The 24,693-nt window shown below is 58.6% G+C and carries 24 protein-coding genes; all 24 read left to right on the top strand.

Going from position 1 to position 24,693, the window contains the following annotated elements; genetic code table 11:
- Window positions 1-281 (top strand): porin (locus ACIY1O_RS07310; RefSeq protein ID WP_397474430.1); only part of this gene is annotated, 281 nt, incomplete at its 5' end.
- A 685-nt stretch (window positions 282-966) separates the two neighbouring features.
- On the top strand, window positions 967-2,088 hold the full coding sequence (locus tag ACIY1O_RS07305; protein WP_397474429.1) for a porin: 1,122 nt from the start codon (window positions 967-969) through the stop codon (window positions 2,086-2,088).
- Window positions 2,089-2,378: 290 nt separating this feature from the next.
- Window positions 2,379-3,530, top strand: coding sequence for a porin (locus ACIY1O_RS07300; protein ID WP_397474428.1), 1,152 nt, complete (start codon window positions 2,379-2,381; stop codon window positions 3,528-3,530).
- A gap of 320 nt (window positions 3,531-3,850) precedes the next feature.
- The gene (locus ACIY1O_RS07295) at window positions 3,851-5,062 is read left to right on the top strand and encodes an amino acid ABC transporter substrate-binding protein (RefSeq protein WP_397474427.1); all 1,212 of its coding nucleotides are present in this window, start codon (window positions 3,851-3,853) and stop codon (window positions 5,060-5,062) included.
- Between the two features lie 177 nt (window positions 5,063-5,239).
- Window positions 5,240-6,112, top strand: a complete 873-nt coding sequence (locus ACIY1O_RS07290; protein ID WP_397474426.1) for a branched-chain amino acid ABC transporter permease — start codon at window positions 5,240-5,242, stop codon at window positions 6,110-6,112.
- Window positions 6,109-7,068, top strand: coding sequence for a branched-chain amino acid ABC transporter permease (locus ACIY1O_RS07285; RefSeq protein WP_397474425.1), 960 nt, complete (start codon window positions 6,109-6,111; stop codon window positions 7,066-7,068). The genes ACIY1O_RS07290 and ACIY1O_RS07285 overlap by 4 nt, the downstream gene beginning before the upstream one ends.
- Window positions 7,065-7,799: an ABC transporter ATP-binding protein gene (locus tag ACIY1O_RS07280; RefSeq protein WP_397474424.1), complete on the top strand. Its 735-nt coding sequence runs from the start codon at window positions 7,065-7,067 to the stop codon at window positions 7,797-7,799. Before ACIY1O_RS07285 ends, ACIY1O_RS07280 begins: the two co-directional genes overlap by 4 nt.
- Window positions 7,792-8,553, top strand: a complete 762-nt coding sequence (locus ACIY1O_RS07275) for an ABC transporter ATP-binding protein (protein ID WP_397474423.1) — start codon at window positions 7,792-7,794, stop codon at window positions 8,551-8,553. Before ACIY1O_RS07280 ends, ACIY1O_RS07275 begins: the two co-directional genes overlap by 8 nt.
- A 14-nt stretch (window positions 8,554-8,567) precedes the next feature.
- Window positions 8,568-9,323, top strand: a complete 756-nt coding sequence (locus ACIY1O_RS07270; protein WP_397474422.1) for an SDR family NAD(P)-dependent oxidoreductase — start codon at window positions 8,568-8,570, stop codon at window positions 9,321-9,323.
- A 189-nt stretch (window positions 9,324-9,512) separates the two neighbouring features.
- Window positions 9,513-9,872: an NADH-quinone oxidoreductase subunit A gene (locus tag ACIY1O_RS07265; RefSeq protein ID WP_397474421.1), complete on the top strand. Its 360-nt coding sequence runs from the start codon at window positions 9,513-9,515 to the stop codon at window positions 9,870-9,872.
- A 99-nt stretch (window positions 9,873-9,971) separates the two neighbouring features.
- The gene (locus ACIY1O_RS07260) at window positions 9,972-10,448 is read left to right on the top strand and encodes a NuoB/complex I 20 kDa subunit family protein (RefSeq protein ID WP_017524972.1); all 477 of its coding nucleotides are present in this window, start codon (window positions 9,972-9,974) and stop codon (window positions 10,446-10,448) included.
- Between the two features lie 46 nt (window positions 10,449-10,494).
- The gene (locus ACIY1O_RS07255; RefSeq protein ID WP_397474420.1) at window positions 10,495-11,106 is read left to right on the top strand and encodes an NADH-quinone oxidoreductase subunit C; all 612 of its coding nucleotides are present in this window, start codon (window positions 10,495-10,497) and stop codon (window positions 11,104-11,106) included.
- A 2-nt stretch (window positions 11,107-11,108) separates the two neighbouring features.
- On the top strand, window positions 11,109-12,365 hold the full coding sequence (locus ACIY1O_RS07250; protein WP_397474419.1) for an NADH-quinone oxidoreductase subunit D: 1,257 nt from the start codon (window positions 11,109-11,111) through the stop codon (window positions 12,363-12,365).
- 35 nt (window positions 12,366-12,400) lie between these two features.
- Window positions 12,401-12,895, top strand: a complete 495-nt coding sequence (nuoE, locus tag ACIY1O_RS07245) for an NADH-quinone oxidoreductase subunit NuoE (RefSeq protein WP_397474418.1) — start codon at window positions 12,401-12,403, stop codon at window positions 12,893-12,895.
- A complete protein-coding gene (gene nuoF, locus ACIY1O_RS07240) occupies window positions 12,892-14,265 on the top strand; it encodes an NADH-quinone oxidoreductase subunit NuoF (RefSeq protein ID WP_397474417.1) in 1,374 nt (457 codons plus the stop codon). Before nuoE ends, nuoF begins: the two co-directional genes overlap by 4 nt.
- Window positions 14,266-14,278: 13 nt before the next feature.
- Window positions 14,279-16,606 carry an NADH-quinone oxidoreductase subunit NuoG gene (gene nuoG / locus ACIY1O_RS07235; protein ID WP_397474416.1) on the top strand — a complete coding sequence of 776 codons (2,328 nt, stop codon included), beginning with the start codon at window positions 14,279-14,281 and terminating at the stop codon, window positions 16,604-16,606.
- Window positions 16,607-17,680, top strand: a complete 1,074-nt coding sequence (nuoH, locus tag ACIY1O_RS07230) for an NADH-quinone oxidoreductase subunit NuoH (protein ID WP_397474415.1) — start codon at window positions 16,607-16,609, stop codon at window positions 17,678-17,680.
- A 17-nt stretch (window positions 17,681-17,697) separates the two neighbouring features.
- Window positions 17,698-18,186 (top strand): NADH-quinone oxidoreductase subunit NuoI, encoded by a 489-nt coding sequence (gene nuoI, locus ACIY1O_RS07225; protein WP_397474414.1) that lies wholly within the window; start codon window positions 17,698-17,700, stop codon window positions 18,184-18,186.
- 16 nt (window positions 18,187-18,202) lie between these two features.
- Entirely contained in the window at window positions 18,203-18,817 is a 615-nt protein-coding gene (locus ACIY1O_RS07220) for an NADH-quinone oxidoreductase subunit J (protein WP_397474413.1), read from the top strand.
- Window positions 18,814-19,122: an NADH-quinone oxidoreductase subunit NuoK gene (nuoK, locus tag ACIY1O_RS07215; protein WP_397474412.1), complete on the top strand. Its 309-nt coding sequence runs from the start codon at window positions 18,814-18,816 to the stop codon at window positions 19,120-19,122. Before ACIY1O_RS07220 ends, nuoK begins: the two co-directional genes overlap by 4 nt.
- Window positions 19,123-19,138: 16 nt before the next feature.
- A complete protein-coding gene (nuoL, locus tag ACIY1O_RS07210) occupies window positions 19,139-21,130 on the top strand; it encodes an NADH-quinone oxidoreductase subunit L (protein ID WP_397474411.1) in 1,992 nt (663 codons plus the stop codon).
- Window positions 21,127-22,629, top strand: a complete 1,503-nt coding sequence (locus tag ACIY1O_RS07205) for an NADH-quinone oxidoreductase subunit M (RefSeq protein WP_397474432.1) — start codon at window positions 21,127-21,129, stop codon at window positions 22,627-22,629. The genes nuoL and ACIY1O_RS07205 overlap by 4 nt, the downstream gene beginning before the upstream one ends.
- A gap of 12 nt (window positions 22,630-22,641) precedes the next feature.
- Window positions 22,642-24,126 carry an NADH-quinone oxidoreductase subunit NuoN gene (gene nuoN, locus ACIY1O_RS07200; RefSeq protein WP_397474410.1) on the top strand — a complete coding sequence of 495 codons (1,485 nt, stop codon included), beginning with the start codon at window positions 22,642-22,644 and terminating at the stop codon, window positions 24,124-24,126.
- 6 nt (window positions 24,127-24,132) lie between these two features.
- Complete coding sequence (locus ACIY1O_RS17515) at window positions 24,133-24,669, top strand: DUF2818 family protein (protein ID WP_487047368.1); 537 nt, start codon at window positions 24,133-24,135, stop codon at window positions 24,667-24,669.
- Window positions 24,670-24,693 lie beyond the last annotated feature (24 nt).

Below are 24,693 nucleotides of genomic sequence, written 5' to 3'. Positions count from 1 at the left end.
GCTTCAAGGTCAGCTCGTACACCCTCGGCCTGAGCGCTCCCATCGGCGTAAACGGGAAGCTCCTGGCCTCGTGGGTGATGGCCGACCCAAAGAACGCGGGCACCCGCGCTGGCTGGGTTAACAGCGAACTCGAGAAGCAGCAAACGTACAGCCTGGGCTATACCTACAAGCTGTCCAAGCGCACCAACGTGTACGCGCTGGGTTCGTACGCCCGCCACGTGCACTTCGCCAAAGACCTGAAGGCAACTCAGTTCGCCGTAGGCTTGCGCCACCAGTTCTAACCAGTTCTAACCAGTTCTGAATTGAACTGACACTGCAAGTGTTAAACAGCCGGCGCGTCTTTGGTGACGCTCCGGCTGTTTTGCGTTGTGGCTTTACGTTGTGGTTTTGCGTGGGAGCGACAGGCCGGGATGCGGCTATCAGCGGTCAATGATGCGAAGAGATAGCCGTGCCGCGAAACAACACATTTCGGCGGCCTGCGTTTTGCCTGCCGGCGCGCCTAAAATGAAAAGTACAAAATTATCTATTTATTACACTAATAGTTGCATGGGGAATTACCCCTAGGTGTATGAATCCAAAGTAAATTTTAGTGCGGTGCGATGAGGCGGTTTCCGGTTTGAGGCGAGATATAGCAATAAATTATATGCATATAAAACAAACACTTATTGATTGAGAGCTATTTTAGGCCGGGAAATCATTATGTTTTCCTGCCGAGATTTTCGAAGTTGATATTGCCTTGCGGCAGATGTTTCTGAAAGCGACAACTCATCTTTTTATAGCTTAAAAACAACGGGTTTGTTGTATTAAAGTGACAGAAACAAGACGGAAGCAAAGATTTCCAGACGTGTTCATAGCCAGCAACCGGGTTTTTTGTTGGAATAGATTTAACTACCGCTTGCGGAGTTTTACAGGCAGAAAGGCATTAGTACCTTGCTGCCAGCTATCAAATCTACGGAGATTTACAACATGAAAAAGAGTCTGCTTGTTGCTGCTCTGATCACCGGCTTCGCTGGTGTTGCACACGCCGAAACCTCGGTCACGCTGTACGGTATTGTTGACGGCGGCATCGCCTACGAGCGCGTCAAGGGCACTGTCAACGGCGCCGATTACAAAGGCACGCGCACTGGCGTGCTTAGCGGAGGCCAGTCGAGCAGCCGCTGGGGCCTGAAAGGCACCGAAGATTTGGGTAATGGCCTGCAAGCTGTTTTCGTTCTGGAAAACGGTTTCAGCGTCGGCACCGGCCAATCCAGCCAAGGCGGTCGTATGTTCGGTCGCCAGGCAACCGTCGGCTTGAAGTCCGAAGCCTGGGGCCAGCTTGATTTCGGTCGTCAAACCAACATCGCCTCCAAGTACTTTGCGCCGGTTGCCAGTCCCTTCGGCACTGATTTCTCGAACGCGCGCGTCGGCACCACGTTCGGCGCGGCCGATAGCGTTCGCCACGACAACATGGTCATGTACCAAACCCCCAACTTCGCGGGCTTCCAGTTTGGTGTCGGCTATTCGTTTAATAATGATGGCAACCAGCGGTTCAAGCAAAGCGGTGGCGAGCAGCCCAACACCCGCGCTTGGACGACCGGTCTTCGCTATGTAAACGGCCCCTTGGCCGCTGCACTGACCTACGACCAGTTGAAAACCAACGGCCTGCCCACCTCGCCCGCAGCCGATCGTGACGTGAGCATCAAGTCCTGGAATCTGGGTGCCAGTTACGACTTCGAAATCGTCAAGGTACACGCCGGTTTCGGACAATCGCGTAACGGCTGGCTTACCGATATTGAGTATGCCGACTTCGAGCTAGGCGATGGATACATTGCCAACGACGGCATGAAAGTCAACTCATACACCCTGGGCCTGAGCGCCCCGGTTGGCGCAAACAGCAAGGTCCTGGCTTCGTGGGGCATGGCCGATCCTAAAAACGGCGGTGTCTACAACTACAACGACAAGAAGCAACAGGCTTACAGCTTGGGCTACACCTATGCACTGTCCAAGCGCACCAACGTGTACGCGCTGGGTTCGTACATCAAGAACGTGGCTTTCCAAGAAAACCTGAAGTCGACCCAGGTCGGCGTCGGCTTGCGTCACCAGTTCTAATTGCCGCAATGGCGGTTACGCCATGACTCGACAGAGGCTTTCCGTTACACGGAAAGCCCTGTTGGCAACACGAGCTTACGTTTCGTGTACTTAAAACCACTCCTCGGAGTGGTTTTCCTTTTAAAAGCCCCGTGAGCAGGTTTAGCATTTGATTTGTGAACGACGCGTTTCAAGTTTTATTGCAACAGTCGTCATGTCCCGGGCGGCGGACCACACGTAGCAGAAACATATCTGCACTGTCGCTAAATCAAATCGGATCAGATCAAATCAAATCTACGGAGATTTCTCAAATGAAAAAGACTCTGCTCGCTGCAGCGCTCGCTACCGGGTTCGGCTTTGCCGTCGGTGCGGCCCACGCAGAAACGTCGGTTACCCTTTACGGTATCGTCGACGGGGGTATCGGCTACCAGCAACTCAAAGGTAGCTACATCGATGAAACCGGCACGCCAGTTGATTACAACGGCAAGCGCACGGGCATGATCAATGGCATCAACTCCGCCAACCGCTGGGGGCTGAAAGGCACTGAAGATCTGGGCAACGGCCTGCAAGCCGTGTTCGTGCTTGAAAGCGGCTTTGATCTGGGCACCGGCGTTTCGGGCCAGGCGCTGGGCAACACCAATCGCATGTTCGGTCGCCAAGCCACCGTCGGTTTGCAGTCTGATGCCTGGGGCCGTCTCGACCTTGGCCGCCAGACCAATATCGCCAGCAAGTACTTTGCCGGCATCGCCAGCCCATTTGGCGTAGATTTTGGTCAAGCCGCCGCCGGCGCCACCTTCAACTCGGCCGCCAGCCTGCGTTACGACAACATGATCATGTACCAGACGCCCAATTTTTCGGGCTTCCAGTTTGGCGTCGGGTATTCCTTTAACGCCAACGGTTCGCAGCAGTTCCGCCAAAGCGGAGGCGACGACCCCAACACCCGCGCCTGGACTACCGGTCTTCGCTACGACAACGGTCCAATCGGCGTAGCCGCCACCTACGACCAGTTCAAGGCGCCCGAGTCGTTCGCCGACGGCACGCCTAACCCCGATGGTGGAGTGAAGGTCAAGTCCTGGACCATAGGCGCAAGCTACGACTTCCAGGTCGCCAAGTTGCACGCCGGCTATGGCCAGACCCGCAACGGCTGGTTCCAAGGCATTACCTTCGCTGACCTGGACGCCACCGGCGCCTTGCTGGTCAATGATGGCATGCGCGTCAATTCGTACACGGTCGGCCTGAGCGCTCCGGTCGGTCCGGGCGAAGTCATGGCTTCGTGGGGCATGGCTGATCCTCGCGGCACTGCCGGTGACGACGAGAAACAAAACATCTACAGCCTGGGCTACACCTACCCGCTGTCCAAGCGCACCAACGTGTACGCTGTGGGTTCGTACGCCAAGAATGTGGCCTTCCAGGACGACCTGAAGTCGACCCTGATTGGTGTCGGTATGCGTCACCAGTTCTAACAACTACTCCGAGCCGGCCCAGGCTACGGCCTGCGGCCTTTCGGTTTCCGATCGGGCGAAGCATGATTTTCATGCGAGGCCCGGACGGATTTCCGGACCACTCTTTTATAGGGTGGTTTTTTTTTGGGGAAAACCCCTAAGAAGGCCGAATAATGCGTCGTTGAGCTCCACGAAACCGGGGAGGCTCCGTATAATCAATGCTAATGGAGCGATTAGACTCTATATGCGTAACCAATAATTTGTATCGGCACCGAACACCCAGTTCGCCGTTCGTTCGCTCATAACATGCGCTCTATAGGTGCGCACCCGAGGAGACAAATATGAAGTTGCCTGGTTTCAGAGCAGTATTAACGAGCCTCGCCGCATTGGCTCTGGCAGGAGCCGCGCATGCGGCCGACCCAACCGAGATCCGCATCGGCTACGCCATCTCCAAAACAGGACCCTACGCCGGCGGCGCCAGCACCACTGTGCTGCCCAATTACCAGATGTGGGCGGCCGAGCTTGAAGCGGCCGGGGGTATCGAAATCAATGGCAAGAAGGTTCCAGTCAAGTTCATCGAGTACGACGACCGAAGCAGTTCGGAAGAAGCCGTCCGCGCTGTCGAGCGCCTGGTCAACCAGGACAAGGTCGACTTCATCCTGCCGCCCTGGGGCACCGGAATGAACCTGGCCGTGGGCCCGATACTCAACCGTCATGGCTATCCGCACATGACCACAACCATGATCTCCGACCGCATTCCGCAGCTTCGCGAACGCTGGCCCAATATGTTCTTCTTTACGCTTACATCCACCCAATATGCGCACGGCATTGTCGAGGTGCTCAAGCGGTTGCGTGACGACGGCAAGATCCAGGGCAAAGTGGCCATTGTCAACGTTGCCGACCAGTTCGGGGTCGAGCTGGGCAAGGCTGCTCGAGAAGAACTGGCCAACGCCAGGTTCGACGTGGTGTACGACCAAAGCTACCCGCTGGGTTCGCAAGACCTGCAAACCATCGTCAATGAGGCGCGCCGCGCCGAGCCCGAAGCTTTCCTGGCGTTCAGCTATCCGCCCGACACCCTGGCCCTTACTGATCAGGCGCAAAAAGTGGGCTTTAACCCCAAGGTGTTCTACACCGCTATCGGAACGGTCTTTCCGGTATTCAAAGACCGTTTCGGCGCCAACACCGAAGGCGTGCTGGGTTTGGGCGGCGTCAGCAAAGAGCTGCCGGCAACGGCCGAGTACCGTGCGCGACATCTCAAGATGTTCAACCGCGAGGCCGACTTCAACGGTAGCGCAGTAACCTACGCCACCTTGCAAGTATTGCAGCAGGCCATCGAGCGTGCCAACAGCATCGACCGCGAAGCGGTCGCGAAAGAAATCGAAACCGGCAGTTTCGATACGGTCGTGGGTCCCGTCAAACTGCAAAACCGCATGTGGGTTGAAGAAGCCTCGGTCGGCCAGTGGCAAGGCGATGCCCTTGAGCCTGTCCAGCCTGCCGATCTTGTCGGCGCCAAGCCCATCATTTTCCCCAAGCCGGCCTGGAAAGCCAATTAGATCGCTGTAAAAGTCGCGCCCGGCGGCTAAGCCGGTTGTCTTGCCGGATTAGCCGCGCGACTTTCCGGGTATTTCCAGAAGGCGTTTTCAGGGCGGGGCGCTTGCGCTGCGCTCCGTCGCCGGGCCGCCGGCAATGCGCAAGGCCTTGCCACAGCTTTCCCCAACGTTGGAACTTAGATGCAGATCATCGATGCTTTGCTTAATGGATTGACGCTCGGGGGCGTCTACGCACTGATCGCCATGGGGCTCACACTGCAGTACGGCGTGGCCCGTATCATGAATCTTTCCTACGGCCAGTTTCTGGTCGCGGCAGCCATCAGCTCATACTGGCTCTTCAAGGCGATGTCGGTCAATCCGCTGCTGGGGCTCGTAATCATCGTGCCGCTTTCCTTTGTGGTGAACTGGCTGGTTTACCAGGTGCTGCTGCACCCGCTGGTCAAGCGGGCGCGTACCGAAATGGCCCTGGAGACCGACAGTATTCTGGCCACCTTCGGGCTGCTGTTCATAGTCGAAGGCATTATGTTGCTGTGGTTTGGCGGCGCCTACCTAAACAATGCCTATCTGGATACGGTGTTCATGGTCATGGGCTCGCCGCTGGGGGCCGACCGATTGCTGGCGCTTGGCGTTGCCGTGTTGCTGGGCGGGGCGCTTTATCTTCTACTCAACTACACGCGGCGTGGCACGGTCATCCGCGCTGTGGCGGCGTCGCCGGCGTCGGCCCAATTGGTGGCGATCGACGTGCGAAAGACCGTGGCTCTTACCTTTGCGCTGGGCGGCGGCCTGGTCGCGGCCAGCGGCGTGCTGGTAAGCATGTTTCTTACCTTCAACGCAACCATGGGCGTGGTGTTCACCATGAAGGCCCTGATTGTGGTGATTATGGGCGGGGTGGGCAACCTGCTGGGCTGCCTGCTGGCAGGCCTGTTGCTTGGCCTGGCCGAAAGCCTGGTCGCCACCTATGTCGATCCGGGCCTGACGCTGGCGGTTACCTTCGCGCTGTTCATGCTGGTGCTAATCGTGCGGCCTACCGGCCTGTTCGGGAGGTCGGCATGAAATCCCTCAAGTTTTTGCCCGGCGTCGTGGGTGTGGCGCTACTGGCGCTTTGTGCGGCTGTTCCGTTCATTGGAAGCGGCTACGCCATCTCGATGGCAATCAATCTGCTCATGTTCACAGCCCTGGCAACGGCTTGGGCGATGTTCTCGGGCCCGACGAATTACATATCTCTGGCTACTGTGGCGTTTTTCGGCATAGGGGCGTATACAGCGGCTGTGCTGGCCGAAACCGTCTCCTGGCCCATGGTGCTGGTCATCGCCGTGCTGATCAGCCTGGCGGTGTCGCTGGTGGTGGGCCTGGCCACCTTGCGGCTGCGTGGGGTGTATTTCGTCGTCTTTACCTTTGGCCTGTCTGAATTGCTTCGCCAGATGGTCACTTGGTATGAAACCAACCGGGCCGGCTCGCTGGGCCGCTATTTGTTTCTTGATCTGACCCAGGCGCAGATACTTTGGCAATTGGTCGCCCTAACAGCCCTGGTCTTCATCGTCGGCTGGTGCGTGCAGCGTTCCAGGCTAGGGCTGGCGTTGCGCATGATAGGCGACGACGAGACCGTTGCCGTACATTCCGGCGTCAGCACCACCTTCGCCAAGATGGCGGCGTTTTCGATCAGCTCCATGTTGATGGCGTTGGCGGGCGCCATTGTCGCGCCGCGCTGGACGTACATCGACCCTACCATCGCCTTTAATTCGGTGCTGTCATTCCAAGTGCTGATCATGGCATTGCTTGGCGGGGCCGCCCGCCTGCACGGACCCGTGCTGGGCGTAGTGCCGCTGGTCTTGCTGTTCGAGTATTTGTCCGCCAATTTTCCGAATTACTTCAGCGTGCTGCTCGGGCTTACTTTCATGGCGATCGTCTATCTGGTGCCCAAGGGCGTGGCGGGGTTGCTGGCCTCGTGGGCAAAGCGCCTGCCCGGCAACAGGGCCCGGGCTGTGCCGCCCGCCGGAGACACCCCATGAGCGCGCCCATACTGCAAATCCACGGCCTGGTTAAGCGATTTGGCGGCCTGGTGGCTGTAAACGAAATGGAATTTTCGGTGCGACAAGGCGAAATCGTCGGCCTGCTGGGGCCCAACGGCTCAGGTAAAACCACCGTCATGAACTTGATTTCGGGCGCTCTTAAGCCCAATCAGGGCAGCATACGGCTCTACGACACCGAGCTCGTCGGCTTGCCGCCCAATCGCATCGCGCGCCGCGGCGTCGCCCGCACTTTTCAATTGGTGCGGGTGCTGGGCTCGATGAACGCGCTCGAAAACGTGAAAGCCGGCCTGGCTTTTGGCACCGAGCCGTTGGCGGGCAGGGCGGCTGACCACGAAGCCGCCTTATTGCTCGAGCGCGTGGGCATGGCCGACTTTGCGTATGTCGAGGCCGCCGACCTTACCTATATCAACCAAAAGCGACTCGAGCTGGCCCGTGCGCTGGCCCTGCGGCCACGATTGCTGCTGCTTGACGAGTGGCTGGCGGGGCTTAATCCCTCCGAGCTGATCGATGGCATTGAACTGCTGCGTTCCGTGCGCGAAGAAGGCGTGACAATGATTCTGGTCGAGCACGTCATGGATGCCATCCGGTCGCTTTGCGACCGCTGCGTGGTCATGAACGTCGGTCGCAAGATTGCCGATGCGCCACCGCTGCAAGCCCTGGCTGAGCCCGAGGTGGTCCGCGCTTACCTGGGGGACGACGACGATGCTTGAGGTCAAGAACCTGTCCGTTGCGTATGGCAAGCACCACGCCTTGCGTGGCATTGACGTGGAAGTTGCCGACGGCGAGGTGGTGGTGATGCTGGGCGCTAACGGCGCGGGCAAGTCCACCGTGCTCAAGGCCGTGGCCAACCTTGTGCCGGCTCTGGCCGGCAGTGTCATTCAGCATGACGGCATCGACTTGCGGCGTTTGCAGCCCCATCAGATCGTCGAGGCCGGCATAGCGCTGGTGCCCGAGGGCCGAGGCATTTTCGGCCAGCTTACTGTGCGCGAAAACCTGCAGCTTGGCGCCCATGCGCGTCGCGCTCGCAGCGTCGAAAGCCGGAATCTCGAGCAGGTATTAATGCTGTTCCCCAAGCTTGAGCAGCGGCTCTCGCAAGTGGTTTCCACCATGAGCGGAGGCGAGCAGCAAATGGTGGCCATTGGCCGCGCGCTTATGTCCGCGCCTCATACCCTGTTGCTCGATGAGCCCTCGCTTGGCTTATCGCCCATCATGGCCAGCGAGGTGTTCAAAATCTTGAAGCAGGTGCGGAAGATCGGCATCAGTGTGCTGCTGGTCGAGCAAAATGCCAAGAAAAGCCTGGCGATCGCCGATCGCGGTTACCTGATCGAGAACGGGACCATCGTCGGGTCCGGCGCCGCTGCCGCGCTTGCCGGCGATCCGGCGGTGCAGCGCGCTTATCTGGGCGTGGTCGCCGCGTCTCCCGCTGTCGGTGAAGCCGCAGGGCTCAACACCAAGCATGAATAAAGCCAGGAGACGCCATGAAACTAAAAGATAAAGTATGTGTTGTCACGGGCGCGGCCGGCAGTCTGGGGCAAAGCGCCGCGCGGCTATTCGTGCAAGAGGGCGCGCGGGTGGTGTTGGTGGATCGCGACGCGGCCCAGTTGAATGCGGCTGCCCAGACCCTTGGCGCCGATAATGTCGAAATCGTGGTGGCCGACGTTACCCGGGCCGAAGACACCCGAGGCTATGTGGATCGCGCCATGGAAAAATGGGGCCGGCTCGATGTTCTGTTTGGCAATGCCGGTGTCAACGGCCAGATCGCCCCTATTGCCGATTACCCGGAAGACGACTTTGACCAAGTTATGGCGGTCAATGTGCGCGGCTGCTTCCTGGCCTGCAAATATGCCATGCCTGTCATGCAGGCGGGCGGTGCTGTCGTGCTCACCTCCAGCGTGGTGGGCGTGACGGCCGACCCGGGCATCTGCGCGTACGCCACGTCAAAGCATGCGCTCATCGGCTTGATGCGGGTTGCCGCCAAAGAGGGCGCCCAGCGGGGAATCCGGGTCAACGTCATAGCCCCGGGGCCCATCGACAACAATTTCCAGCTCGACATCGAGAAAAGGCTGTCCGAGGTTGTGGGCCAGGACGCCACCAAGATGCTGGATACCATGATTGCGCTGGGCCGTCATGGCCAACCCGACGAAATCGCGCGTGCAGTGCTGTTTCTTGCCTGTGATGACAGCAGTTTTACTACAGGAACGGTATTGATGGCCGACGGCGGCATGCACATATAACCCTCGCAGCGGTGTTGCGAGGCCCCCGGCGGCTTCTTGAAAAGCAGTTGTTGGAACGGGGCTTCAGCCCTTGGGCGAACGTCAATCGGGTAGCCCCTGGGGAAGAGTCGGCCAGTACCGGGCCGGGGGTAATGGTGCGCCCAAAATGCTACAATCCTATGGTTTACTTATCGTGATTGGAAGTTGGGCATGAACCTGCAACAGTACTTTCCTGTTTTGCTGTTTATTATTGTTGCTATTTTGATAGGTTTTGCGCTTTTGATAGTGGGCCGGGTACTTGGCCCGCATCGTCCCGACGACGAAAAGCTGTCCACCTACGAGTGTGGCTTCGAGGCTTTCGACGATTCGCGCATGAAGTTTGATGTGCGCTACTATCTCGTCGCTATTTTGTTCATTCTCTTCGATCTTGAAATCGCCTTTCTGTTTCCCTGGGCCATCGCCAACGGCACGCTTGGCCTGGTGGGCTTCTGGACAGTAATGGTGTTTCTAGCGGTGCTTACCGTCGGATTCATCTATGAATGGAGAAAGGGCGCGCTCGATTGGGAATAGCGCACTGGCTTTCATCGCGGCTATGGCCGCATCGCAATTATTCGGCACGGCTCCATCGGTTTGCTGTGCCCGTCGCTGCATAAGCGTTTAGGCAAAATCATGGCTATTGACGGCATTCTCAAAGAAGGTTTCATCACGACCAGCGCGGATAAGTTCCTCAACTGGGCCAAGACGGGCTCGTTGTGGCCCATGACATTTGGTCTGGCCTGCTGTGCGGTCGAAATGATGCATGCGGGCGCGGCCCGCTACGATCTTGACCAATTTGGCATTATTTTTCGCCCCAGCCCGCGTCAGTCCGACCTGATGATCGTGGCCGGTACGCTGTGTAATAAAATGGCGCCGGCTTTGCGCAAGGTCTACGACCAGATGCCCGAGCCGCGCTGGGTGGTTTCCATGGGCTCTTGTGCCAACGGGGGCGGATACTATCACTACTCTTATTCCGTCGTACGGGGTTGCGACCGCATCGTGCCCGTCGACGTCTACGTGCCGGGCTGCCCGCCGACGGCCGAGGCCCTGGTCTATGGGCTGCTCCAGATGCAGAACAAGATTCGCCTCACGAACACGATCGCACGCTAGGCATGGCCGGCATTCGATCTTTCCCCTCAACGGCTAACGGCTTGCTATGACCCGGCTTGAAACACTGAAATCCAACCTGTGGGCACAGTTCGGCGAGGATGTCGCCCTGACAGAAGCCTTGAACGAACTTACGCTCGAGATCAACCCCGATCAGTGGGTCGACGCCTGTACTACCCTGCGTGATCAGGCTGCGCTCGACTTCGCCACTTGCATTGACTTGTGCGCGGTCGATTATTCCACCTGGGGCCAGCCGGCTTTTGGGTGGCCGACGCCCGAGTTTCCGAAGCGCTATGCTGTGGTGCTGCACCTTATATCGGTCACCCACAACTGGCGCTTGCGCGTGCGCACCTGGGTGTCCAACGACGACTTTCCCGTTGTGGCGTCCCTGGTCGATGTCTGGCCCAGCGTGAACTGGTTCGAACGCGAGGCCTTCGATTTATATGGCGTGGTCTTCGAAGGACATCCCGATCTGCGCCGCATTCTTACCGATTATGGCTTTATCGGCCATCCTTTCCGTAAAGACTTCCCGCTGTCCGGCCACGTTGAAATGCGTTACGACACCGAGCAGAAACGGGTGATCTATCAGCCGGTAACCATCGAGCCGCGTGAAATCACCCCTCGCATCGTGCGCGAAGAAGGCTACGGAATAGAGCGTTAAACATGGCAGAACTGAAAACCTACAACCTTAACTTCGGTCCCCAGCATCCCGCAGCGCACGGTGTGTTGCGCCTGGTGCTCGAGCTGGACGGCGAAGTCATCCAGCGCGCCGACCCGCATATCGGGCTGTTGCACCGTGCCACCGAGAAGCTGGCTGAACACCGGACATATCTTCAAGCGCTGCCCTATATGGACCGCCTGGATTATGTCTCGATGATGTGCAACGAGCATGCTTATGTCATGACCATCGAGAAGTTGCTGGGCATTGAAGTGCCGTTGCGGGCGCAATATATCCGCGTCATGTTCGACGAGATCACCCGCATCCTCAATCACTTGATGTCCATCGGGTCGCACGGGCTCGACGTTGGCGCCATGGCGGTGTTTCTGTACGCGTTTCGCGAGCGCGAAGACCTCATGGACTGCTACGAGGCCGTTTCGGGTGCGCGGTTGCACGCGGCTTACTACCGGCCCGGCGGTGTCTATCGCGACTTGCCCGATTCCATGCCCCAGTATGGCGAAAGCAGCAAATATCGCGGCGACAAAGAACTCAAGGCCATGAACGAGGCGCGCTCGGGTTCTTTGCTGGATTTCATCGAAGACTTCACCAATCGTTTTCCCGCTTGCGTCGACGAATACGAAACCCTGCTTACCGATAACCGCATCTGGAAGCAGCGTCTTGTCGACGTTGGCGTCGTCGACCCCGAACGTGCCAAGGCGCTGGGGTTCACCGGCCCCATGCTGCGAGGCTCGGGGGTCGAGTGGGATCTCCGCAAGATGGAACCCTACGAAGTCTATGATCGGGTCGATTTCGATATCCCGGTTGGGGTAAACGGCGACTGCTATGACCGCTATCTTGTGCGGGTGGCCGAAATGCGCGAAAGCAACCGCATCATCCGCCAGTGTGTGGAATGGCTGCGGAACAACCCGGGGCCGGTCATTGTCGACAACCACAAGGTGGCGCCTCCGTCGCGCGAGCGCATGAAGCTCGGCATGGAAGACCTTATCCACCATTTCAAGCTGTTTACCGAGGGCATGCACGTACCCCGGGGCGAAGCCTATGCCGCGGTCGAACATCCGAAGGGCGAGTTCGGCACCTACATTGTGTCCGATGGCGCCAACAAGCCTTACCGCCTGAAGATTCGCGCACCGGGATTTGTGCATTTGGCGGCGCTGGACGAAATGTCGCGCGGCCACATGATCGCCGATGCGGTCACCATCATTGGCACGCTGGACATCGTGTTCGGCGAGATCGACCGCTAGGCGGAGCCCAACCAGGTATAAACCGGATTCAAACTATGCTGCTTTCCGAACAAGCCTACCGAAAAATCGACGCGGAATTAACCAAATTCCCGAGCGATCAGAAGCAATCGGTCATTATGGCGGCGCTCGCCTTCGCCCAGGACGAAAAAGGCTGGCTTTCCACTGATGTCATCGAAGATATCGCCAATTATCTCCAAGTGCCGCCCATCGCCGTGCAAGAGGTTGCGTCCTTCTACGACATGTTCAACACCAAGCCGGTGGGGCGCTTCAAGATCACCGTATGCACCAACCTTCCCTGTGCTTTGCGCGACGGGGTCAAGACGGCCGACTACATCAGCCGGAAATTGGGCATTGGTTTTCACGAGACCACCGAAGACGGCCAGTTCACCCTGATGGAAGGCGAATGCATGGGCGCTTGCGGCGATTCGCCGGTGCTGCTGGTCAACGACAAGCATATGTGCGTACGCATGGCCCCCGAAAAAATCGACGCCATGCTCGATGAACTCAAACGACACGGAGAATCGGCATGAACGCTCCGGAACCCGATGTGCTAAAGCAGTTTTCGCAGGGCCTCGACATTGCGCCTGACGGTGATTTGTCGCGCAGCATGATCTTCCACGGGCGTCACATCAAGCCGCAGATCGTAGCCGATCTGGACGGCGAGAACTGGCGCTTGCAAGACTACGTAAAGCGAGGCGGCTACGAGGGCCTGCGCAAGATTCTGACCACGGGCATGAAGCCCGAGGATGTCATTGCCGAAGTTAAAACCTCGGCCCTGAGAGGGCGGGGCGGCGCCGGCTTTCCCACCGGCCTCAAGTGGAGCTTCATGCCGCGCAGCTTGCCCGGCCAGAAATACCTGGTTTGCAACTCGGACGAGGGCGAGCCCGGTACTTTCAAAGACCGCGACATCCTACGTTTCAACCCGCATATTGTTATTGAAGGCATGGCCATCGCGGCTTACGCAATGGGCATCAGCGTGGGCTACAACTATATCCACGGTGAAATTTTCGAGGTTTACGACCGTTTCGAAGAGGCGCTCGAAGAGGCACGCGAAGCGGGTTTCCTGGGTGATCGAATTCTGGGCTCTGATTTCAACTTTCAGTTGCATGCCTTCCACGGCTATGGCGCCTACATTTGCGGTGAAGAAACCGCACTGCTCGAGTCGCTCGAGGGCAAGAAGGGCCAGCCGCGCTTCAAGCCGCCGTTCCCGGCCAGCTTCGGCCTGTACGGCAAGCCCACCACCGTCAACAACACCGAAACCTTCGCGGCCGTGCCCTGGATTTTCCGCAACAGCGGCCAGGCTTATCTCGAAACCGGCCTGCCCAACAATGGCGGCACCAAGCTGTTCTCAATGTCGGGCGACGTCGAACTGCCCGGCAACTATGAAGTACCGCTGGGCACGCCGTTTTCCGAACTGCTTGAACTGGCGGGCGGGATGCGTGGCGGGCGCAAGATCAAAGCCGTTATCCCGGGCGGCTCCAGCGCTCCGGTGCTGCCGGGCGACATCATGATGCAGACCACCATGGATTACGACGGTATCGCCAAGGCCGGTTCCATGCTTGGTTCGGGCGCCGTCATCGTCATGGATGAAACCCGCTGCATGGTCAAGTCGCTCTTGCGGCTGTCGTATTTCTATTTTGAAGAAAGCTGCGGCCAATGCACGCCGTGTCGTGAAGGCACCGGCTGGCTCTACCGCATGATCCATCGCATCGAGAACGGCCAGGGCCGCCCTGAAGATCTCGACGTGCTCGATTCCGTCGCCCATAACATCATGGGACGCACCATCTGCGCCCTGGGTGATGCGGCGGCCATGCCCGTGCGTAGCTTCATCAAGCATTTCCGCGACGAGTTCGCACACCACATCGAGCACAAAAGCTGCGTGGTGCCCAAATATCTGTAGGTCAGGACAAGCAATGGTTGAACTCACCATAGACGGCAACAAGGTTGAAGTGCCCGAGGGCAGCATGGTCATGCATGCCGCTCACAAGCTGGGCCTGTATGTGCCGCATTTCTGCTATCACAAGAAGCTCTCCATCGCGGCGAACTGCCGCATGTGTCTGGTCGAGGTTGAAAAAGCGCCCAAGCCCATGCCCGCCTGCGCCACGCCCGCCACCAACGGCATGGTTGTGCACATAAGCTCTGAAATAGCAGTGGCCGCACAGAAAAGCGTCATGGAGTTCCTGCTGATCAACCACCCGCTCGATTGTCCGGTATGCGATCAGGGCGGCGAGTGTCAGTTGCAGGACCTTGCCGTGGGCTACGGCGCATCGGCTTCACGCTATAAAGAAGAAAAGCGCGTGGTGTTCCACAAGCCCATGGGGCCGCTTATCTCCGCCGAGGAAATGCCGCGATGCATCCACTGCACTCGTTGCGTGCGCTTTGGTCAAGAGGTCGGCGGCATCATGGAGCTGGGCATGGTCCAGCGAGGCGAGCATGCCGAGATAACGTCCTTCGTCGGGCGCGCGGTCGAATCCGAGCTTTCCGGCAACATGATCGACATATGCCCGGTGGGCGCGCTTACTTCCAAACCGTTCCGCTATGCCGCGCGCACCTGGGAGCTTGCCCGGCGCCGCTCGGTCAGCCCGCACGACAGCCTGGGCGCCAACCTGGTAATTCACGTCAAAGATCATCGGGTGCTGCGCGTTGTGCCTTTCGAGAACGAAGAGGTCAATGAATGCTGGATCAGTGATCGAGACCGTTTCTCGTATACCGGCCTCTACACGGAAGACCGCCTTGCCCATCCCATGGTGCGTGATGCTACCGGGCAATGGCGCGAAGCCTCCTGGAGCGATGCGCTTCAGGCGGTGGTGCGCGGCCTGAACCAGGCTCGTGAAGATCACGGAGCTGATCAACTGGGCGCCATCGGCGCTCATACCGCAACGGTTGAAGAGCTTGCCTTGCTGGCGCGGTTGACACGCAGCCTGGGCTCCGACAATGTGGATTTTCGCCTGCGCTTCAACGACCCCGCGTTTGACAAAGCCTTGCCCGGAGTACCTTGGCTGGGCATGTCCATTGAAGAGTTCGGCCAACTCGACCGCGTGCTGGTCGTGGGGTCTTTCCTGCGCAAAGATCACCCTTTGCTGGCCCAGCGCCTGCGCCAGGCGGCCAAGCACGGCACACAGATCGCTTTCATCGACAGTGCGGCCGACGATCCTTTGTTTCCAGTTGCAGCGCGCCAAGTCGTGGCGCCGGCCGGTATTCCCAACGCCCTTGCGCAAGTGCTGGCGGCATGGGCCAAGGCCAACCAGCAAACCGTGCCGGAAGCCTTCGCATCGGTTGAGCCTTCGGAAGAGGCCGAACGCATAGCGGCGGCTTTGGCGGGCGGCGAAAAAGTGGCGGTCATGCTGGGCAATATGGCGGTTTCATCGCCCGACGCCGCCCTTATCGCGGCCAACGCGCAAGCATTGGCCAAAGCCATGGGCGCCACTCTGGGTTTTCTTACCCTGGGCGGCAACACGGTGGGGGGCTACTTGGCCGGCGCCGTGCCGCAAGAAGATGGGCTGACTGCCGAGCAAATGCTGCAAAAGGGCCTCAAGGGCTATGTGGTGTTGCATGCCGAACCCGCATTCGATTCCGATAACGGCGTGCAAGCACTGCGCTCGCTTCAGAATGCGCAGTTCGCCGTCGCACTCACTTCGTATTATTCGGCAGCGGCCGATTGGGCCGACGTCATGCTGCCCATCTCGCCGTTTACCGAAACTTCAGGCACTTTCGTCAATGCCGAAGGGCGCACGCAAAGCTTCAAGGGCACGGCCGCGCCTTATGGCGACGCTCGTCCGGCCTGGAAGGTGCTGCGTGTAATGGGCAATCTGCTCGAGCTTGCGGGTTTCGATGACGAAACCTCCGAGTCGGTGCGCGACACGGTGCTCGTGGACGGCATTCAAGAGCGTCTGTCCAACCAGGTTGCCGCCCCTGTGGGGTTGGGCCACGCCCCGCAAGGTTTGCAGCGTGTGGCCGATGTGCCCATTTATCGTAGCGATGCCCTGGTCAGACGCGCCGAGCCGCTGCAAGAGACTGCAGATTCACGCAAGCCGACAGCGCGCATGAACGCCGCCACGCTGCAGGGCTTGAGCCTCAGCGACGGCGACGCAATCCGTGTTCGTTCGGCTGACGGCGAGGTCGCCCTTCAGGCAAAGCTGGATCCTGCCGTAGCTGATGGCGCGATCAGGATTTCGACGGCGTTTGCCGAAACCCTGCCGCTGGGAGCCTCCTTCGGCGAAATTTCGGTGGAGCGTGCTTAAATGGACTGGTTGATTCAACTCGAAGCCTTCGGAACGGGGCTGGTCGGGCCGAACGCCTGGTACGTGGTGTGGACTCTCATCAAGGTCCTGGTGGTGGCCGTGCCGGTCATCTTGTGCGTCGCCTACCTAACCTACTGGGAACGCAAGATGATAGGCGCAATGCACGCGCGCCTTGGTCCGACCCGAGTCGGTTTCCGTGGGTTGCTCCAGCCTTTTGCGGACGTTTTCAAGCTGCTGACAAAAGAGCTGATCGTACCGACCAAGTCAAGCAAGCTGCTGTTTTTGTTGGCGCCGGTGGTAACCTTGATGCCCGCGCTGGCAGCTTGGGCTGTAGTGCCCTTCGGCCCCGACATGGTGTTGTCCAACGTCAATGCCGGGCTGCTGTATATCATGGCAGTCACCTCGCTGGGCGTTTACGGCGTTATCGTGGCGGGCTGGGCTTCCAACTCAAAGTACGCATTGCTCGGAGCCATGCGGGCCTCGGCTCAAATGATCTCTTATGAACTGGCCATCGGCTTTGTGCTGCTGACCGTGTTGCTGGTTTCAGGCTCGCTCAACATGAGCGAGATTGTTGTGGGGCAGGGCAGTGGCTGGTTTGCCGATCGCGGCCTGACTTTTCTTTCCTGGAACTGGTTGCCGCTGCTGCCGCTATTCGTTATTTACGTGATCTCGGCCGTGGCCGAGACCAACCGTCACCCCTTCGATGTGGTCGAGGGCGAGTCCGAAATTGTGGCCGGCCACATGGTCGAATATTCGGGAACGGCCTTCGCACTGTTCTTCCTTGGTGAATACGCCAACATGATCCTGCTGTCCGCCGTGGCCGCGATCATGTTCCTGGGTGGCTGGATGCCTCCGCTCGACGTTGCACCGTTCACCTGGGTGCCGGGCTGGCTGTGGCTGGGCATCAAGACTTTTTGTGTCGTCTCTATGTTCATTTGGTTCCGTGCGACTTTCCCGCGCTATCGCTATGACCAGATCATGCGCTTGGGCTGGAAGGTGTTCATTCCCGTCACCGGCGTCTGGCTGGTGGTGGTGGCGATCTGGATGCAGACGCCCTGGAACATTTGGCAATAGACTGACTGGGGCTAGATATGGAAGCTATCAAAGATTTTTTCGGCAGCCTGATGCTGACCGAGATGCTCAAGGGTATGCGCCTGACAGGCAAGTATTTTTTCAAACGCAAGGTCACCTTGCGCTACCCGCAGGAAAAAACGCCCGCGTCGCCGCGCTTCAGGGGCTTGCACGCCTTGCGTCGTTATCCAAACGGCGAAGAGCGTTGCATTGCCTGCAAGCTGTGCGAGGCGGTATGCCCAGCACTGGCCATCACCATCGAGTCGCACGAGCGGGAAGACGGCACCCGCCGCACCACCCGATATGACATCGACCTGGCCAAATGCATTTTCTGCGGCTTTTGCGAAGAAAGCTGTCCGGTGGACTCCATCGTCGAGACCCATATGCACGAATACCATGGTGAAAAGCGGGGCGACCTGTACTACACCAAGGATATGCTGCTGGCGGTCGGCGACCAGTTCGAAGAAGAAATCGCTCGCCGGCGCGAAGCCGACGCGCCTTACCGCTGATCTCGGGACAAAATCCATGACTTTTTATTCCGTCCTGTTCTACATCCTGTCGTTCGTGCTGGTGTATGCCGCGATCCGCGTGATCGCCGCCGCCAACCCGATCACGGCTGTATTGCATTTGATTCTGGCTTTCTTCAACGCTTCCATGCTTTGGATCATGGCGGGCGCCGAATTCCTGGGCCTGCTGCTGGTGCTGGTGTATGTGGGCGCCGTCATGGTGCTTTTCCTGTTTGTCGTCATGATGCTCGACGTGCGCATGGAAAGCCTGCGGCGGGGCTTCAAGGCTTACATGGTCATGGGCTCGATCATCGGCATCATCATGGTGCTGGAACTGTCATTCGTGCTGGGTAGTCTATGGCGCGGTTATGGCCCGCAGGCGCAGATGGGCGCCGACTTCAACAACACGCATGCCCTGGGCAGCCTGATGTACAGCGAATATGTATTCGCGGTACAGGTGGGCGCCGTCATACTGCTGGTCGGCATGGTGTCGGCCATTGCCCTGACTTTGCGCAAGCGACGCGACGTCAAGCGCTCCGACCCTTCCAAGCAGGTGCGCGTGCGCGCCCAAGACCGCCTGCGGATGGTCAGTATCCCGTCGCAGACCGAATCAACCGGCAAGGACACAAAATGACAATAACGCTGGCTCATTATCTGATACTGGGTGGCATTCTGTTTGCCATCGGCGTGTTCGGCTTTTTCCTGAACCGCCGGAATCTCATCATTCTCTTGATGTCGATCGAGTTGATCCTGCTCGCCGCCAATTTTAATTTCGTGGCGTTTTCCACATGGTTCGGCGATATGTCGGGCCAGGTGTTCGTTTTCTTCATCCTGACGGTCGCAGCGGCCGAGGCGGCCATCGGCCTTGCCATTCTGGTGTTGCTGTACCGCAACCTAAACACGATCAACGTCGACGAACTAGACCAGCTTAAGGGTTGATGGGATTACCGATACTATGAGTTCAATCAGTCTTTACCTCGTTATTGCGCTGGCGCCGCTGGTCGGAGCCCTCATCACGGGCTTGTTCGGCACCGGCTTCATGGGCCGCTTCGTGGGCCGAAGCGCCGCGCACAGCATCACCATTCTGGGGGTGCTTGTTTCTTTCATTGGTTCGGTCGTGGTTCTGTTCCAGGTACTGAACGGCCAGACATTCGACGGCACGGTATACATCTGGAACGCCATCGGCGACATCCAGATCGAGATCGGCTTCCTGATCGATTCGCTCAGCGCCATGATGATGGTGGTGGTTACGTCGGTGTCGCTGATGGTGCACATATACACCATCGGCTACATGGCCGACGACCCGGGCTATCAGCGTTTCTTCTCGTATATTTCGCTGTTCACGTTCTCGATGCTGATGCTGGTCATGTCGAACAACATGCTGCAGCTGTTTTTCGGCTGGGAGGCTGTTGGCCTGGTTTCGTATCTGCTGATCGGCTTCTGGTTCAAGCGCCCGACGGCCATCTTCGCAAACATGAAGGCCTTTGTGATCAACCGGGTGGGCGACTTCGGCTTCATCCTGGGCATCGGCTTGCTGTTCGCCTATACCGGCAGCATGCACTACGGCCAGGTGTTTGATCAGACCGACCAACTTGGCTCGCTGGCGTTTCCGGGCACCGACTGGAAGCTGATCACCGTCGCCTGCATTTCGCTGTTCATCGGCGCCATGGGCAAGTCGGCCCAAGTGCCGCTGCACAGCTGGCTGCCCGATTCAATGGAAGGCCCCACGCCCATCTCGGCGCTGATCCACGCGGCGACCATGGTCACCGCGGGCATTTTCATGGTGGCCCGCTTTTCGCCGGTGTTCGAACTGTCGTCCACCGCGCTTTCATTCATGATTGTCATCGGCGCCATTGGCGCACTGTTCCTGGGCATTCTGGGCATTATCCAGAACGACATCAAACGAGTCATTGCGTATTCCACCTTGTCTCAACTGGGATACATGACGGTCGCCCTTGGTGCGTCTGCCTATTCGGCTTCGGTATTCCACTTGATGACCCATGCCTTCTTCAAGGCCCTGCTGTTCCTGGCCGCGGGCTCGGTCATCATTGGCATGCATCACGACCAGGACATCCGCAATATGGGCGGCATGCGCAAATACATGCCGGTCACCTGGATCACCTTTTTGCTGGGCACGCTGGCCCTGGTCGGCACGCCGTTCTTCTCGGGTTTCTATTCCAAAGAGCACATCATCGAGGCGGCCGGCGCCGCCAATGTCTGGGGCGCGGGCATTGCCTACTACGCAACCCTCATTGGTGTCTTCGTCACTTCGCTGTACTCGTTCCGCGTGTACTTCCTGGTCTTCCATGGTAAAGAGCGTTTCGATACGTCCGGCCATGCGGCCGACGATCATGGACATCACGGCGGCACGCCCAAAGAATCGCCTTGGGTGGTTACTTTGCCTCTCGTTCTGCTGGCTATTCCATCGGTGGTCGTGGGGGCATGGCTGATCGAGCCGATGTTGTTTGGCGGGTTCTTTGACGGCGCCATTGCGGTGCTGCCCGAGCATCCGGCCATGGCTGAGCTGGCTTCGCATTGGCATGGCTGGGTCGCCTATGCTTTGCATGGCTTCGTCACAGTGCCGTTCTGGCTGATGATTGCCGGCCTCGTCGTGGCCTGGTACTGCTATATCGTGAATCCGGCCGTTTCGGCCGCCATCCGGCGCAGTTTGTCGGGCGTCTACAAAGTGCTCGACAACAAATACTATGCCGACTGGTTCAACGAGCAAGTCCTGTCCCGCTTTGTGTTCTGCCTGGGCCATGGTTTGTGGCAAAGGGGTGATCGCGGCCTGATCGACGGGGTTGTCGTAGACGGCAGCGCCAAGTTGATCGGCTGGGTGGCGGCCGTCAGTCGGCGCCTGCAGTCGGGCTACATCTATCACTACGCCTTTGCAATGATCATCGGCATCATGGCGTTCCTAACCTTTTTCGTGCTGACGGTTTACTGATGGCAAGCGACATGGCGTCTTCTACTTTTCCCTGGCTGACTCTATCGATCTTCGTGCCGATAGTCGCCGGCCTGATCGTCCTGCTTCTGGGACGCGACGACCGGCCCGCGTTTACCCGCTGGCTGTCGCTGGCCGGCTCGGTCCTGGCCTTCCTGGTTACGCTGCCTCTGTACACGGGCTTCAACTACGAGACGGCGGACATGCAGTTTGTTGAGAAGACGAGCTGGATTGAAACCTTTGCCGTCAACTACCACTTGGGCATCGACGGCATCTCGTTGTGGTTCGTGCTGCTTACCGCCTTCATCACGGTGATCGTGGTGCTGGCCGGCTGGGAGGTAATCAAGCAGCGCGTCGCCCAGTACATGGGCGCCTTTCTGATTCTTTCGGGCCTGATGGTGGGCGTGTTCGCCTCGCTGGACGGCATGCTGTTCTATGTGTTCTTCGAGGCCACCCTGATTCCGATGTATCTCATCATCGGCGTGTGGGGCGGGCCCAACCGGGTCTATGCGGCGTTCAAGTTCTTCCTTTATACGCTGCTAGGCTCGCTGCTGACGCTGGTTGCCTTCATCTACTTGTGGCATGCGGCCGGCGGCTCGTTCGACATCCTCACCTGGCATCAACTGCCGTTGGGCCAGACGCCGCAGATCCTGGTTTTCCTGGCATTGCTCGCCGCCTTCGCCGTCAAGGTTCCCATGTGGCCGGTGCATACCTGGTTGCCGGATGCCCACGTCGAGGCTCCCACCGGGGGCTCTGTGGTGCTGGCGGCCATCATGCTCAAGCTGGGCGCATACGGCTTCTTGCGTTTTTCGCTGCCTATCGCGCCCGATGCTTCTCATAGCCTGGCCGGCCTGATGATTGCGCTATCGCTGATCGCCGTCATTTACATCGGCCTGGTCGCCATCGTTCAAGACGACATGAAGAAGCTGGTCGCCTATTCCTCGGTGGCCCATATGGGCTTCGTAACACTGGGCTTCTTCCTGTTCAATACCGCCGGCCTTGAAGGCGCCATCGTCCAGATGATTTCGCACGGTTTCGTGTCAGGAGCGATGTTCCTGTGCATAGGCGTGCTGTATGACCGCATGCATACACGCCGCATCGCCGACTACGGCGGGGTCATCAACGTGATGCCACGGTTCGTCACCTTCTTTGTGCTGTTTTCGCTGGCCAACAGCGGCCTGCCGGCCACAAGCGGCTTCGTCGGCGAATTCACGGTCATCATGGGTGCAGTCGAGTACAACTTCTGGATCGGCCTGCTGACGGCCACCGCCCTGATCTGGGCCGCCGTTTATTCCTTGTGGATGCTCAAGCGCGTGGCGTTTGGTGAAATCACCAATGATCAGGTGCGCGCCATGCCCGATTTGAACGCACGCGAATTCCTCATCATGGGGATCATGGCTGTCATGGTTCTTTATATGGGCATTCATCCAAAACCGTTTACGGACGTCATGCATGTGTCAGTACAGGCCCTGTTGCAGCACGTCTCCATTTCCAAACTGTAGGCCTGGATCACTATGCAAAATCAATTTCATTTCGCATTGGCGCTGCCCGAGATTCTGCTCCTGGTCCTTACCGCGGCAATTCTGCTGATCGACGCCTTTTCCAAGACTACGGATCGTCATCTGACTTTCGTTCTTAGCCTGGGCACGCTTGTCGTGGTAACCGTGGTCAGCGCGCTGCAGTGGTCCAACGGCCTGGTGGGCACGACTTTCCACGGCCTGTACGTGGTTGATCCCTTAGCCCATCTGTTGAAGATCGCCTCCTATATCGCCGTGGCGGTTACCCTTGTATACGGTCGCGCGTATGCGGAAGGGCGCGACATGCTCAATAACGGTGGAGAGCTGTACACGCTGACGCTCTTTGCCTTGCTGGGGCAGATGGTCATGATCTCGGCGGGCAACCTGCTTACCGTCTATCTGGGCGTAGAGTTGATGTCCTTCGCTCTGTATGCGCTTATCGCGCTACGTCGAGACCACAGGCCTGCCGTCGAGTCGGCCATGAAATACTTTGTGCTCGGCTCACTGGCGTCGGGGGTGCTGCTGTATGGCCTGTCGATGATCTACGGCGCCACCGGCCAGTTGGACTTGACCTTGGTCGCGCAGACCATCGCGGCGGGCGAAACCAATCATATGGCCTTGGTGTTCGGAGTGGTGTTTATTGTCGCCGGCCTGGCGTTCAAGCTGGGCGCCGTGCCCTTCCACATGTGGGTGCCCGACGTCTACCATGGCGCTCCCACCTCGGTGACCTTGATCCTGGGCGCGGCGCCCAAGATTGCTTCGTTCGCTATTGTGCTGCGCCTGCTTACCGAGGCGTTGCATGGGCTCGCCTTCGATTGGCAACCGATGCTGCTGATCATGGCCGTGCTTTCGCTTGCCATTGGCAACCTGACGGCCATTGTTCAAACGAACTTCAAGCGCATGCTGGCATATTCCACCATCTCGCACATGGGCTTTGTGTTTCTCGGCTTGCTGTCGGGCGTGGTCGAAGGCCAGGCTGCCGCCACAGGCCAGGCTTATGGGTCGGCGCTTTTCTATATGCTTACCTATGTGTTGACCACGCTAGCCTCATTCGGCCTGATCTTGTTGCTTAGTCGCCAGGGGTTCGATTGCGAGAAGATTTCTGATCTGAAAGGCCTGAATCAGCGTAGCCCGGTCCTTGCCGGGGTGTTGCTGGTAACGATGTTCTCCTTGACCGGTATTCCGCCCATGGTGGGCTTTTATGCGAAGCTGGCGGTGCTTCAAGCCTTGATCGGAGCAGGCTATATCTCGATCGCGGTGATAGCAGTGCTGTTCTCTTTGATTGGCGCTTTCTATTACCTGCGTGTGGTGAAAATGGCTTATTTCGACGAGCCGGAAGGCGAGACTCTTTCGGCGCCCGCCGGCATCTTGCCGAATGGGTTGATGTCGATCAACGGATTGGCCATCCTGGTTCTGGGCGTCCTGCCTGGCGGGCTCATGGCTCTGTGTGTACGGGCCATTGAAACCTCGTTGGGATACTAAACGCGCATGGATCAATCGCTTGCGGTCTGGGTGGTGATATTGCTGGCTTTTGCTACCGCAAGCCTGCCGTTTTTGTTGGAACGCCATTTGTTGGCGTTGCCATGGGCGCAGCCAGGCGAGCCCCCGCGCCCGATAGTGCTCCGTTTACTTGAGTCGGTGGTTTTCTTTGCTTTGCTGGCGGGATGGTACCGGCTGACGCTCGATCTGATCGGCGATGCTTTCATTGGATCGGACGGGGCGTCGGCGGCGTTGTTCCTGGGCAAGGTGGCCGGCACGCTGGTGCTCGCAGTGCTGCTGCTGGCCTACCCCGGATGGCGTAATCGAGCGGTTTCGGTCGGGAAGCCGGTGCTGGCGCGCCTGATCGAGGTGCTGGTGTTGTATTCGATGGTGGGTACGCTCGGCCTGGCTTTCGAAGCGAATATCGGCAACCCGTTTGAGCAAGGCTGGGAGTTCTACGCCATTACGCTCAGCCTTTATCTGGTGTTGGCTTATCCGGGGTTTGTGCTGCGGTATTTGATGCGGCGGCAGGGGCGACGGCGGTAGGGGGTTTTTGATTCGACTCAATGG

Origin of the sequence: Pusillimonas sp. (assembly GCF_044464525.1) — a bacterium.
Classification (GTDB): Bacteria; Pseudomonadota; Gammaproteobacteria; order Burkholderiales; family Burkholderiaceae_B; genus Pusillimonas.
Note: the sequence above shows the minus strand (reverse complement) of the source record. Positions and strands in the feature narration are given on the sequence as shown.

Coding starts and splice junctions, on each gene's coding strand:
- ACIY1O_RS07305 (WP_397474429.1), top strand. CDS start 967: ATGAAAAAGAGTCTGCTTGTTGCTGCTCTGATCACCGGCTTCGCTGGT.
- ACIY1O_RS07300 (WP_397474428.1), top strand. CDS start 2,379: ATGAAAAAGACTCTGCTCGCTGCAGCGCTCGCTACCGGGTTCGGCTTT.
- ACIY1O_RS07295 (WP_397474427.1), top strand. CDS start 3,851: ATGAAGTTGCCTGGTTTCAGAGCAGTATTAACGAGCCTCGCCGCATTG.
- ACIY1O_RS07290 (WP_397474426.1), top strand. CDS start 5,240: ATGCAGATCATCGATGCTTTGCTTAATGGATTGACGCTCGGGGGCGTC.
- ACIY1O_RS07285 (WP_397474425.1), top strand. CDS start 6,109: ATGAAATCCCTCAAGTTTTTGCCCGGCGTCGTGGGTGTGGCGCTACTG.
- ACIY1O_RS07280 (WP_397474424.1), top strand. CDS start 7,065: ATGAGCGCGCCCATACTGCAAATCCACGGCCTGGTTAAGCGATTTGGC.
- ACIY1O_RS07275 (WP_397474423.1), top strand. CDS start 7,792: ATGCTTGAGGTCAAGAACCTGTCCGTTGCGTATGGCAAGCACCACGCC.
- ACIY1O_RS07270 (WP_397474422.1), top strand. CDS start 8,568: ATGAAACTAAAAGATAAAGTATGTGTTGTCACGGGCGCGGCCGGCAGT.
- ACIY1O_RS07265 (WP_397474421.1), top strand. CDS start 9,513: ATGAACCTGCAACAGTACTTTCCTGTTTTGCTGTTTATTATTGTTGCT.
- ACIY1O_RS07260 (WP_017524972.1), top strand. CDS start 9,972: ATGGCTATTGACGGCATTCTCAAAGAAGGTTTCATCACGACCAGCGCG.
- ACIY1O_RS07255 (WP_397474420.1), top strand. CDS start 10,495: ATGACCCGGCTTGAAACACTGAAATCCAACCTGTGGGCACAGTTCGGC.
- ACIY1O_RS07250 (WP_397474419.1), top strand. CDS start 11,109: ATGGCAGAACTGAAAACCTACAACCTTAACTTCGGTCCCCAGCATCCC.
- nuoE (WP_397474418.1), top strand. CDS start 12,401: ATGCTGCTTTCCGAACAAGCCTACCGAAAAATCGACGCGGAATTAACC.
- nuoF (WP_397474417.1), top strand. CDS start 12,892: ATGAACGCTCCGGAACCCGATGTGCTAAAGCAGTTTTCGCAGGGCCTC.
- nuoG (WP_397474416.1), top strand. CDS start 14,279: ATGGTTGAACTCACCATAGACGGCAACAAGGTTGAAGTGCCCGAGGGC.
- nuoH (WP_397474415.1), top strand. CDS start 16,607: ATGGACTGGTTGATTCAACTCGAAGCCTTCGGAACGGGGCTGGTCGGG.
- nuoI (WP_397474414.1), top strand. CDS start 17,698: ATGGAAGCTATCAAAGATTTTTTCGGCAGCCTGATGCTGACCGAGATG.
- ACIY1O_RS07220 (WP_397474413.1), top strand. CDS start 18,203: ATGACTTTTTATTCCGTCCTGTTCTACATCCTGTCGTTCGTGCTGGTG.
- nuoK (WP_397474412.1), top strand. CDS start 18,814: ATGACAATAACGCTGGCTCATTATCTGATACTGGGTGGCATTCTGTTT.
- nuoL (WP_397474411.1), top strand. CDS start 19,139: ATGAGTTCAATCAGTCTTTACCTCGTTATTGCGCTGGCGCCGCTGGTC.
- nuoN (WP_397474410.1), top strand. CDS start 22,642: ATGCAAAATCAATTTCATTTCGCATTGGCGCTGCCCGAGATTCTGCTC.
- ACIY1O_RS17515 (WP_487047368.1), top strand. CDS start 24,133: ATGGATCAATCGCTTGCGGTCTGGGTGGTGATATTGCTGGCTTTTGCT.